Origin of the sequence: Virgibacillus xinjiangensis, assembly GCF_042643145.1 — a bacterium.
Lineage (GTDB): Bacteria > Bacillota > Bacilli > Bacillales > Amphibacillaceae > Virgibacillus_O > Virgibacillus_O xinjiangensis.
Map to the genome: position 1 here is coordinate 209095 of NZ_JBHRSA010000004.1, position 12233 is coordinate 221327.

Consider the following 12233-nt stretch of genomic DNA (forward strand, 5'->3'; position numbering starts at 1 on the left):
AAAAAATCGCGCAGAATTGAATAATTCGGCCAGAGACGGAAATAATTACTACAGAGAGATTTCAGCTGATATTTTCTTAATAAAGGGATATAAATCTTATATTAAAGGGTATATATTAATAAGTGAGGACAATTTCCAACCCTTTGAAAGGAGGATATTGGGATGGGACAGAGTAAGCTTTCCATCTTGGTTTATGCGCTGATTGGCCTGGCAGCAGTTGGAATCGTATCACAACTATTGACCAATACAGCCAGTTTCTTTACAAATATATTGATTATGCTCGGAGTAGGTGCTGCACTCTTTGGTATCTTCTACTTATTCATTCAGAAGCGGAGAGCTCCTTCGAATGATATGAAAAAATACAAAAAAGCAGTAAAACAGTCGAAAGCTAAATATAAAAGTCATCCGTCAAATATGCAGGCAAAGGCTGCAAAGAAACACCAGCCTGCCTCTATCAAGAAAAAAACCAGCCGTCGTGCGGGTTCGCACTTGAGAGTCATAGACGGTAACAAATCCAAAAAGAAACGGCCGGGCTGAGCACAATAGCAGCACGGCTGTTTCTTTTTTATTTTGGCCAATACTGAAGAAAGGTATTGGCATAATCCCTCCCAGTCTGTATCAATGCCTGTTTTGTTCCTTCTGAGAGATGGAAATCAGTGGCATCGACGTCCCCGACCGGGATGAAGATAATGTTACTTTTCTGGGATTTGGAGATATATCTCGCATCATGGGCTTCTTTCATCGTTAAAAATAAAGCATGGAACATATCAAATGCATTATTTATATCTCTCGGCTTCCCGAATTTCTCCATCGACTTCGTCAATCTAACACCTAATACAGGTCTTCTATTGCGACTCCCATCCTGGCTAAACACCCATAAAGGAAAATTGCTCAATAAACCTCCATCAACTATGATGCTTTTTTGTCCGGTTCTTCCTGCCAGTTTCTTTGGCATGAAGAAATATGGAAAACCTGCACTCATCCGAACTGCCGCAGCAACTGAGAATTCATTCGGGTCAATATCATAAAGCCTTTCCAAATCATCCGGCAGCACAACGAGTTTGCCTAACGACAGATCGCTTATAATCACTTTGAGATAACCAGGCTTCAAATCATAAAAGGTATGGATGTTTTTTGCTGCCAGCTGTTCTTTGAGCCATTTTTCCAGTTTATCACCCTTATACAACCCCAACTGGAAATACAACAGCAGCCATTTGCTTGCTGGTATAATCCTGCTGAGGCGAGGGGGATCAAGGAATGACTTCAACTCCATCTCCTGCAACATCTCACTAATTTCCACATGTTTATAGCCCGCAGCTAGAAACGATGCCACCATTGCGCCGGCCGAGGTGCCGGCAACCCGTTCAAATTCCAGCCCATTCTCCTCGATGCTTTCAAGGGCTCCGAGAAAAGCGAACGCCTTTACACCCCCGCCGGAAAACACCCCATCTATTTTCATATGCTCTCCCCTTATGCTGTTTTTATATCTTTAAGCATAAAAGGAATCAATTAGAACAGCGATTACTGACGACTTTCTAATATCCACTATTCGTCCCTTTTTTGGACAGCTTTCAGCTCCTCGATGCGGTCTATGTCATTTTTGAAATATTCGACCACATCTCCGATACGGTCGATGGAGTTCCAGCTTAGGTGGTGTTCAATACCTTCTACATCTTGGTAGATATTCTCCTTATCCACTCCGATGAGTTCAAGAAATTGTTCCAGCAGTTCATGGCGATATACCAGCCTTTCACCAATTTTCTTTCCTTTGGCAGTAAGTGTGAAACCCCGGTACTTCTCATAATTCAAATAGTCATCTTTATCAAGTTTTTGGACCATCTTTGTCACCGAAGAAGGGTAAACTTCCAAGGACTCCGCTATATCAGACACACGGACATACCCTTTAGTTTCCATCAGGTTATAAATAAGTTCTATGTAATCTTCCATACTAGGGGTAGGCATTTGTCGATCTCCTCATTTCGGCAAAAGATTTAGTTTAGGGAAAAAGTCTTCTTGTATTAAGAGGATACCGTAAAAGATAAACAGAGACAAGGTCTTCCTTCCTGAACATGAAAAAGGACCGGCGGTCTAACGCCGGTCCTGAGAAATTTTAATTTAAAGACCACATTTCAACTGGGCATTACAACTAGTACACGTGTTGCATCCGCCTATATCTTCAACTTTACCTGAACGGCAAACAGGGCATGTATTACCTACTTCCGATCCTATGGTAACATCTGTTTTTTCAAGTTCCTGGACCGTATCCATGAGCACAACCTTCGGTTTCTCTGTTTCTTCATATTCGAACAGCTCGGTTTGCTCTCCTTCCCTGCTTTCTTCTGCTTTCAGGGTCAGAACTTGTGAGTCGCGACTTCCATCTACATAGACCGTACCGCCTTTAGCACCGCCTCTGTATAGTCGTTCGTATACATTTTGGACCTGGTCCACTCGATAGCCGCGTGGGGCATTTACTGTTTTGGAAATTGAACTATCCACCCAGCGTTGAATGACGCATTGTGTATCTGCATGTGCCTCTGGACTTAGATCCATAGATGTAACAAACCATTCTGGCAGATTATTTTCGTCCGCCTCTGGATGCTCATCCAGATACTCCTGCACAATGCTTGCCTTCACCTCAATAAACTTGCCGAGCCTTCCACTTCTATAATAGGAAAAGGAGAAGTATGGTTCCAGCCCAGTACTCACACCTACCATTGTTCCAGTACTGCCTGTCGGCGCCACCGTCAGAAGATGAGAATTCCTAATACCATACACAAGAATATCATTCCTTATATCTTCTGGCATATTTTTCATATATCCAGTATTGATAAAGGCTTCCCGCAAGGACCTAGTCTCTTGTTCTGTACTCCCCACAAGGAAAGGAAAGCTTCCTTTTTCTTTAGCAAGTTCAATGGATGTACGGTAGGCTGTCGTTGCAATTGTTTCAAACACCTGATCAACCAGTTTATTGCCTTCCGAAGAGCCATAAGCAGTTTCGCAATAAATCAGCAGATCATGCAAACCCATGACACCGAGTCCGACTCGACGTTCACCTAAAGCCTGCTTCTTATTTTCCTCCAAGAAATATGGAGTGGCATCAATGACATTATCCTGCATGCGCACACCAGTTTCTACCGTCTCTTTCAGTTTATCGAAATCCACCTTCTTATTTTGCTTATCAGCCATCTCCGCAAGATTGACCGCTGCAAGGTTACAGACCGAATAAGGCGCAAGCGGCTGCTCTCCGCATGGGTTTGTTGCAACGACTTGGTCTCCGTAACTTCTCGCATTAGTCATGTCATTGGCATTATCAATGAAGAAGATACCTGGCTCAGCAGAGTACGTTGCACAAACATTGATGAGATTCCATAGCTCCTTCGCCTTAATACGGCGGTACACTCGAACCCCATATCCCATTTCTTCCCACTTGCGCACATCGCCAACTTCATGCCATTGATCATTATATGCTTGCATTTCACTTTCGGAGTAGCTCTCCACATCAGGGAAGCGCAGTTCATAGTACGTATCATTTTCTACAGCTTCCATAAATTCTTTTGTGATACAGACAGATATATTGGCTCCTGTCAGGAAGTCTGGGTTGTGTACATCATAGGTTCCGCCTGTACGCAGCTTTTCCTCGGCCTCACGGATGGCAGCTTCGGTAAAACCACCTTTACCCGGCATGTTCTGATAATTGACGATTCCTTGGTAGAGATCTAATTCCGTCTCAGTAAATGGAGTGAATTTGAGTTTCTCTTCAGCCATTTGTTTAATTTGCTCGTCATCGGTGTTCTCAATCAGGTAGCGGAGAATTCGCGGATTCTGCATCTTGGAAATAATGAATTCTATAATATCCGGATGAGAATCCACTAGCATGATCATCTGGGCTCCCCGACGGGAACCCCCTTGTTCCACTAGATGGGTGAGCTTCGCAATATCATCCAGCCATGAAACGGAACCGGATGATTTTCCGTTTACCCCTCTGGCCAGTGTATTTCTAGGTCTCAGTGTAGATCCGTTAGTGCCTACTCCTCCACCACGAGACATAATTTCCATCACTTGCTTTCTGTGATCCGAGATACCTTCGCGGGAATCCTGGATGTATGGCATGACGTAACAATTGAAATACGTCACATCCGTATCGGCACCGGCTCCATATAAAACTCGACCGGCAGGGATAAAGTGAAGATTTGATAACTCCCTATGGAATTTTTCAAACCACTCCTCTTGCTTCTCTACAGTTTTTTCGACAGCGGAGAGCCCAGCAGCGTTCCTTTTAGCAATCTGCTCATAAAATAACTCGAGTGGTTTATCAATCACATCCAGACCGCGTCGCACAATGCCTGAATTCTCTTCCTCGTCTAGGACGGATTGGAACTCTGTGTCAACTTGGATGGATGCCTCGTTATTCTCCCAATCAATTGCGTCCACTCTTCCGATCCCACGGGCCGGGAACTTAGGGTCTGCCTTGACGGTCAGCACGACCAAATCACCTTTTTTTAATGTTTTCTTTTCCGTATCCTTAAATGCATAACGATCCAACATAACCAATCTGGATACACCATTATGTGTCAGTTTCATATCGCTTGTGATTGGGTGGACCTGTGGAAATTGTTCTATATCTTTGTTCAGTGCTGCTGCATCAATGCCCTGATATTTAGCCGTGATTGTCGACATTATACCTCTCCTTTGCCACTCTAATTCCTTTTAGCTGGTCTGTGTTGTTATCTAGTAATACCATACCACATCGGAAGAAACTAAAACAATATATTGATTATAAAAATAAAAAAACACTATATATAGTGTTTGGAGGCAGAATCATTTCGTTTTGTCAATAGTGAAATACAGGGAATATCAGCCTGATAGGACGGAAGATTTTTCGACAGTCTTAGTCATTATCTTACTCAACCTGTCCTTTAAATGCAATGTTAAAGAAAAAAACTTTGAAAAAAAAAGGAGACAAGCCTATAATGGATATGTAGAAAAGAGAATGACGGGGGAAATATAATGGAATTTCTATTGATCGCTGTAATAGTTCTACTGGGAGTCAGTATCTTCCGGTACTATAGACAAAAATCGTACCTCAAAGTATTGACGGAAGAGCAATTCAAAGAAAATTACCGGAAAGCACAGCTGATTGATGTCAGAGAACCTCAGGAATTTGATAAAGGTCATATTCTTGGAGCAAGAAACATACCTGTTACCCAACTGCGTCAAAGGCTTGTGGAAATCCGGAAAGATAAACCAGTTTACTTGTATTGCCAAGGGGGTTCACGCTCTGCCCGTGCTGCTCAGATACTCCGTAAGAAAGGCTATTCAGACCTTTACCAGCTAAAAGGCGGCTTTAAAAAATGGACAGGTAAGATTAAAACAAAATAACAAAAGAAAAGGCCCGGGAGTTGAAACCATCTGTTCCGGGCCTTTTCTTTTATTCTCTATTGTATTTCAATACCGGCTTCCTTGCTGCTGTTGTTTCATCCATACGCTTTACAATTGTCTCATGTGGAGCTTCCTGGACGAGCTCTGGCTCTTCCTCTGCTTCTTTGGCTATCTGAATGATCGAATCGATAAACCCATCCAGGGTTTCTTTCGATTCTGTTTCTGTCGGCTCTACCATCATGGCCTCCTCCACGTTCAATGGAAAATAGATCGTTGGCGGATGGTATCCATAGTCAAGCAGTCTTTTTGCAATATCGAGCGTTCGAACTCCCAGCTTTTTCTGTTTTTTGCCTGATAGAACAAACTCATGCTTACAATGCTGGCGGTATGGCAGGTCGTACACCGATTCAAGAGATCGCATCATATAGTTGGCATTCAGAACAGCATACTCACTGACTTTCCTAAGCCCTTCGGCACCCATGGAGCGGATATAAGTATACGCCCTCAAATTTATACCGAAATTGCCGTAATAGGGTTTAATCCTCCCTATGGACTGAGGTCGATCATAGTCAAACAGATAGGTTTCCCCTTGATTCTTCAATACAGGTTTAGGGAGAAACGGCTCCAGTTCTTCTGTCACCCCTACTGGCCCGGATCCAGGACCTCCACCACCATGAGGGCCTGTAAAAGTTTTATGCAGATTCAAATGGACGGCATCAAAACCCATATCCCCAGGCCTGACATACCCCATGATCGCGTTGAGATTGGCACCGTCATAGTAGAGTCTCCCTCCAGCTTCATGCACGATCTCCGCCATTTCTTTGATTTCTGTTTCAAACAGTCCCAGCGTATTCGGATTGGTCAGCATCAGTGCTGCAGTGTCATTGCCCACCACCTGTTTTAGATGTTCTATGTCAACAAGTCCATCCGGGTTCGTCTTAACGGTCACCGCTTCCAGACCGGCAACTGCTGCTGAAGCAGGATTCGTTCCATGGGCTGAATCGGGAACAATCACCTTCGTCCGCTCAGTATCTCCATTTGCTTCATGCAGAGCTCGAATCATCATAAGAGCTGTCCATTCTCCTTGTGCTCCAGCCGCTGACTGTAAAGAAATCTCATGCATCCCTGTTATTTCCTTCAAAGAAGTTTGAAGATCATACATCACTTCCAATGCACCCTGTACAGTATCTGTAGGCTGGTAAGGATGTATATGACTGAACCCTTCCAGTCGCGCGATGTCTTCATTCATCTTTGGATTGTACTTCATTGTACAAGACCCCAGCGGATAAAAACCTGTATCTACACCATAATTACGCTTGGATAAACCTGTATAGTGCCTCATAATATCCAGTTCACTCACTTCTGGCAACCCAGACGGATTCTTACGGATATAATCAGTCTCAAACTCAGAGGCTAGATCCGTTTCCGGAACATCCATCTCCGGAAGACTATAGCTGGTCCTGCCTTCTTTTCCTCGCTCAAAAATCAACGGAAATTCTTTAGTAGTCATTGATATCCCCCAATTCCCTAACAAACGTATCGATTTCTTCTTTTGTACGGGTTTCCGTAACCGCAATCAGCATGTGTCCGTCTAATTCAGGGTAATTCTCACTCAGGTCATAACCGCCAATAAACCCTCTCTTCAACAGTTCTTGATTAACTTTATCCACCGGACAGGAGAGCTTCACTACTAATTCATTGAAGAAGGGGCCAGCTAATGCCACGTTCAGTCCTATATCCTGCAGCTGCTGCTTCAAGTAACGTGCTTTCTGCATATTCTGAATGGCTAGTTTCCTTAATCCCTGCTTTCCCAAAGCACTCATAGCTACGGAACTGGCCAGAGCGTTAAGCGCCTGATTAGAGCAGATATTGGAAGTAGCTTTTTCTCTGCGGATATGCTGCTCTCTTGCCTGTAGCGTCAATACGTATCCTCTATGTCCTTCTTCATCGGTCGTCTGTCCGACCAACCGGCCAGGAACTTTCCTCATTAATTTCTTACTGGCAGCAAAATAGCCGCAATGGGGTCCTCCATATTGGGCGGGTATCCCGAATACTTGGGTGTCCCCTGTAACTATGTCAGCACCAAAGTCCCCTGGGGGTGTCAAGTAGCCAAGAGCTAATGGGTTGCTGGAGACGATGAACATTGCTTTATATTGCTCCATTATCTCTTTTGTTTTCTTTAAAGGCTCAATCTGCCCAAAGAAATTAGGATATTGCATGACGACACCAGCCGTCTGATCATCCAACTCGCTTTCGAGTTGGGTCAGATTGGTTGTTCCATCTACATGGTCAATTTCCACTATCTCCAAACCAGGTCCTTTCGCATACGTCCTAATAACATCCCTGTACTCCGGATGGATCGCCTTTGACAATAATATTCTCTTTTTTTTCATTTGCGCAGCACTGAGGTTTACAGCTTCCGCTAAAGCAGTCCCACCATCATACATGGAGGAATTTGCAATGGGCATGCCTGTCAATTCGGAAATCATGGTCTGGAATTCAAAGATGGCCTGCAGTTCTCCTTGTGATACCTCCGGTTGGTAAGGCGTATAAGCGGTATAGAACTCGGACCTGGAAATGACATGATCGACAACAGACGGCAAAAAATGATCATATACGCCGGCACCAAGGAACGAACTATATTTTTTCATGTTCACATTCTTCTCTGCTAACTGTGTTAGCTCTTTCTTCAAAGCATACTCATTGAGCGGTTTCTTCAATTCCAGTTCGCCTTTATAACGCAAATTCTCCGGAATGTCAGAAAACAGTTCATCGGTAGACTCCACACCGATCGCGGACAACATTTCTTTCTTATCTTGTTCTGTCATTGGTAGATAGCGAAACTCCACACCAATTCCCTCCCCTATTTCTTTCGTTTATAGAATGGCAGCGGGACTACACGCCCTTTCAGCATTCGTTTGCGTACTTGAACCATCAATTCCGTTCCTTCTTTTGCTGCTTCTCTATCGACAAGAGCATTACCAACATTTATACCAAGGGTGGGAGATTGTGTACCTGAAGTGATATAACCTACTTCCTCCCCATGTAAAAACACTTTATAGCCTGTCCTCGGTATTCCTTTATCTATCATCTCAATACCGCAAATCCTGCGCTCGCATCCATTTTCTATCTGATCCTTCAGAACTTCTTTTCCAATGAAATCTTCCTCTTTCCCCGTTTTGACAGCAAAAGATAGACCAGCTTCCACTGGTGTTATACTCTGTGAGAGCTCTTGGCCGTATAAAGGAAGGTTTGCTTCAAACCTCAGTGTGTCCCTTGCTCCCAACCCTACCGGTTCCAATCCTTGATCTTTTCCATTTTCCAACAGCAGTCTCCAGAGCTTTCTTCCATATGTATAGTCCATATATATTTCAAAACCATCTTCCCCCGTGTAACCGGTACGGGAGACCAGCGCATTTGTATCGAGCGATGGAAACCACAAATTCCGGAAATGGAAGAATTTTATCTCGTCCACCGGGTCGCTCGTTAGTTTCTGCAGGATATTTTTCGCTTCCGGCCCCTGGAGTGCCAGCTGGACATATTCTGCAGAAACATCCGCTAACCGAATCTCTTCACTGCCGTATGTATTATTTTCCCGCAGCCATTCGAAAGCCTTTTCCGTGTTGGCTGCGTTGACAACAAGCAGATACTGCTTATCACCAGTCATGTATAACAGCAAGTCGTCGACGGTACCACCATCGGGATAGCACAGAAAGGTATATTGTGCCCGGCCTGGATAAAGCTTCTCCACATCATTCGTTGTCATCTTTTGCAAGAATTCCAAGCTCTTGACACCTTCCACTTTGATTTCACCCATATGTGATACGTCGAATAAACCCGCTCGCTCCCTGGTGTTCACGTGTTCCTGTTTAATACCTTTAAATTGCACAGGAAGGTCCCAACCGCCAAAATTGGTGGTCTTGGCCCCACTACTTTCGTATTCTGGATAAATCGGTGTCCTTTTAATATCAGTCATTTCATCACTCCTTCAATGTAAATTATAAAAAAACAGAGATTCCCCCATTTTCATAGGGAAATCTCTGTCCTTCAACCAGAAAGTTGCATATATATGAACATTCTTAATCCATATATATTTGCTTCTTTGGTGGCCTGCCATTGGCTGACACTCTCCAGAGTTGCGTCCAACAAGAGTCTTTTTGCCTGAGAGATTCGCATATGCTTGCTCCTTCGGCGTTACTAAAATGCACCAGGTAGTTCAAACACCGGGGCAATATGTAGTAAACTCTCCCCTTGCTTTCATCCGCTTTTATGAATTATTTCGTTTTGGGCATACTATTTAACAGTCAACCCATAAGTTCTAATGTTGATTATATCATAATCATTATCTTGAATATAGCAATTTTTAAAAAACTTTTTAACCGACTATCATTATAAAGGAAGTATTCGAAATGGCATCTATTAAAGTGGAGAAAGACCAAAATTTTATTGAACATCTCATAACAGCTGCAGACAAGGGAGAAAATCTATCCTCATGGGAACTTTTTGAAATGGCGTATCACGCGGAAAAAATGAGAATAAGCCCGGATTTTTCCGGATTGACCTCCCTGCATTACTTACCACATATGACATTTCTTGAACACCAAGTGTCCACCGCAGAGCAAGTGATAGAAGATATGAATGGGAGAGCGATATTAGCCGATGAAGTCGGTCTCGGGAAGACGATTGAAGCAGGGTTAATACTAAAAGAGTACATGATCAGAGGAATGGTGAAGAAAGCATTGCTGCTGGTGCCGGCTTCGCTAGTGAACCAATGGGTGAAAGAGTTGAATGAGAAGTTTTATATACCCGCCATCTCCTATCGTAAGAACTACCCGTGGGATCAGTATGATATTATCGTCTCTTCCCTGGATACTGCCAAAAAAACTCCCCATCGGGAAGATATCTTGGATATCGACTATGATTTTCTACTGATTGACGAAGCACATAAATTAAAAAACCATAAAACGAAAAACTATGAGTTTGTACGTTCCCTAAAGAAGAAGTATTGCCTATTGTTAAGCGCAACCCCTGTACAAAATAAGCTGATTGAGATATTTAACCTGGTCTCCATATTGAAGCCTGGGTTGCTAGGAAGCTATGATTCGTTTCTAGAACAATTTGGAAAGGATAGGAACAATTTAAAGGATAACTACTATTTGAAGCAATTGATTCAAAAAGTGATGATTCGCAATACAAGGAAAGAAACCTCCATGAACCAAACCAGCCGCCATATTGAAACCGTATGGATGGAGTTCAGTGAAGAAGAGAAGAATATATACAATGATATCTATTCATCAACCAAGTCACTTTCCTCCTTCACTAACATTACTTATTTGAGGGAGTTATGCTCTTCGAGGGAGGCCTGTTACTTATCATTGCAAAAGATGGCTGCCGATGAAGAGAAAACAGATAGTCTCCAACCACTTCTTGACCGTATAGGCACACTGCCACATCATGTCAAGGCCCGCAAGGTAGTTGAATTGATCCAAACGTTTTCAGATGAAAAAGTGATCATTTTTACGGAATATCGGGCGACACAATTATATTTGCAGTGGTATCTGCAGCAACATGGCATCACTTCCGTTCCCTTCCGTGGCGGTTTCAAACGCGGCAAAAAAGATTGGATGAGGCAGCTGTTCAAAGACCGAGCACAAGTGCTTATTGCAACAGAGGCCGGCGGTGAAGGGATCAACCTACAATTCTGCAACCGAATGATCAACTATGACCTTCCATGGAACCCCATGCGGTTGGAACAGCGTATCGGTCGAATTCACCGCTATGGACAAGAAAAAGATGTCTACATTTATAACTTTGCAATCCGCGATACCATTGAGGAACATATCATGTCCCTGTTATATGAAAAAATCCATATGTTCGAGCAAGTAATCGGGCATTTGGATGATATATTGGCTGAATTGAAAATAAATGACTTGGAATCGGAAATACATTCCATCTATAAAGAGTCTGCTTCTATCGGTGAAACCAAAATCAAATTGGATAATCTAGGTGAGATCATCCGCCATTCACAGATTGAAAAAGACAGGGAGGAAAAAAAATATGGCAATTGATCATTTAAATTCTTTCTTGCAGAAGTATTTCCAATCTCACCATTGTGATGTACTGGATAATAAACAGGGAGTCTTGAGAATTCAGTTGACAGAGGAAATGGATAAAGCCTTGATGAACAGGCCTTTCTATTGGCATTATGTGAATAATGCCGGAATGAAGGGCAACCCAATGGCGTTGACGCTCATAACAAATCCGGACAAGAGGGGAGAAAAGGGCGAGTGGGTGCATTTTGGCAGCCCACGGCTTCAACAGATCATCCGCCATTTGATCAACAATGAGAAACAGACCGTACTTTTCCAGAAAATTGATACACACAAGAACGTGCCGTTACATCCGTGGCTTGTCATCAACATGAAAATCAGCTATACGGGTAGACAAAGAAAGGAGGAACTCCATTCGATCGGCTTGCATCTAATCAGCGGAAAAATGGAAACAGAGATGATGGAAAAACTCTCCAACATACCGCTGGATCTTAAAATCTCTGATTACTGTTATACCTTGTCTCCCCTTATACGGTGGAAAAGCGGCTTCCTCCGTATTCAATCCGTGCTCGACAACTATATTGAAAATCAATCCCATGAATGGGCGGAACAGTCTATTTCTGCCCTTCGAGAGGAGCAGGATATGCTGAATTATTTCTATGGAGAAGCCGGTGAAGATGCACAAAAAGAAAAGGAGATGCAGGAAATAGAGGAACGCTATCAGCCAAGCGTTTCATTTGAAGTAATCAATGGGGGAATTTTTTATCTTACAGAGAATTGGTCCAAGCAAAAATAGCAGAGGTT

General features: G+C 43.2%; 10 protein-coding genes and 1 riboswitch. Of the genes, 4 read left to right on the plus strand and 6 right to left on the minus strand.

All coding sequences use genetic code 11. The annotated features are described in order from the left end of the window. The first annotated feature begins 162 nt into the window (after positions 1-162). The gene (locus tag ACFOGI_RS02075; RefSeq protein ID WP_390267671.1) at positions 163-537 is read left to right on the plus strand and encodes an SA1362 family protein; all 375 of its coding nucleotides are present in this window, start codon (positions 163-165) and stop codon (positions 535-537) included. A gap of 28 nt (positions 538-565) precedes the next feature. On the opposite strand, the gene ACFOGI_RS02080 is transcribed toward ACFOGI_RS02075, so the two are convergent. The 3 genes from ACFOGI_RS02080 to ACFOGI_RS02090 form a co-directional block, all read right to left on the minus strand. Beyond that, positions 566-1459 carry a patatin-like phospholipase family protein gene (locus tag ACFOGI_RS02080; RefSeq protein ID WP_390267674.1) on the minus strand — a complete coding sequence of 298 codons (894 nt, stop codon included), beginning with the start codon at positions 1457-1459 and terminating at the stop codon, positions 566-568. A gap of 86 nt (positions 1460-1545) precedes the next feature. After that, complete coding sequence (gene mntR / locus ACFOGI_RS02085) at positions 1546-1962, minus strand: transcriptional regulator MntR (protein WP_390267677.1); 417 nt, start codon at positions 1960-1962, stop codon at positions 1546-1548. 153 nt (positions 1963-2115) lie between these two features. Further along, positions 2116-4677 (minus strand): vitamin B12-dependent ribonucleotide reductase, encoded by a 2562-nt coding sequence (locus tag ACFOGI_RS02090; RefSeq protein WP_390267679.1) that lies wholly within the window; start codon positions 4675-4677, stop codon positions 2116-2118. A 330-nt stretch (positions 4678-5007) separates the two neighbouring features. Here ACFOGI_RS02090 and ACFOGI_RS02095 point away from each other — a divergent pair, with 330 nt between their 5' ends. Beyond that, on the plus strand, positions 5008-5379 hold the full coding sequence (locus ACFOGI_RS02095) for a rhodanese-like domain-containing protein (protein ID WP_390267682.1): 372 nt from the start codon (positions 5008-5010) through the stop codon (positions 5377-5379). A gap of 49 nt (positions 5380-5428) precedes the next feature. Here the strand turns inward: ACFOGI_RS02095 and gcvPB are convergent, their stop codons facing one another. Genes gcvPB through gcvT form a run of 3 tightly spaced genes read right to left on the minus strand, consistent with a single transcriptional unit; the run spans position 5429 to position 9355 of the window. After that, positions 5429-6889 carry an aminomethyl-transferring glycine dehydrogenase subunit GcvPB gene (gene gcvPB / locus ACFOGI_RS02100; protein WP_390267685.1) on the minus strand — a complete coding sequence of 487 codons (1461 nt, stop codon included), beginning with the start codon at positions 6887-6889 and terminating at the stop codon, positions 5429-5431. Then, complete coding sequence (gene gcvPA, locus ACFOGI_RS02105) at positions 6879-8228, minus strand: aminomethyl-transferring glycine dehydrogenase subunit GcvPA (RefSeq protein WP_390267688.1); 1350 nt, start codon at positions 8226-8228, stop codon at positions 6879-6881. Before gcvPA ends, gcvPB begins: the two co-directional genes overlap by 11 nt. A gap of 14 nt (positions 8229-8242) precedes the next feature. Then, positions 8243-9355, minus strand: coding sequence for a glycine cleavage system aminomethyltransferase GcvT (gcvT, locus tag ACFOGI_RS02110; protein WP_390267691.1), 1113 nt, complete (start codon positions 9353-9355; stop codon positions 8243-8245). A gap of 163 nt (positions 9356-9518) precedes the next feature. Further along, a riboswitch (glycine riboswitch) is annotated at positions 9519-9640 on the minus strand. Between the two features lie 148 nt (positions 9641-9788). On the opposite strand from gcvT, the gene ACFOGI_RS02115 reads away from it, so the two are divergent. After that, a complete protein-coding gene (locus ACFOGI_RS02115; protein WP_390267694.1) occupies positions 9789-11447 on the plus strand; it encodes a DEAD/DEAH box helicase in 1659 nt (552 codons plus the stop codon). Then, on the plus strand, positions 11437-12225 hold the full coding sequence (locus ACFOGI_RS02120) for a YqhG family protein (protein WP_390267697.1): 789 nt from the start codon (positions 11437-11439) through the stop codon (positions 12223-12225). Before ACFOGI_RS02115 ends, ACFOGI_RS02120 begins: the two co-directional genes overlap by 11 nt. Positions 12226-12233 lie beyond the last annotated feature (8 nt).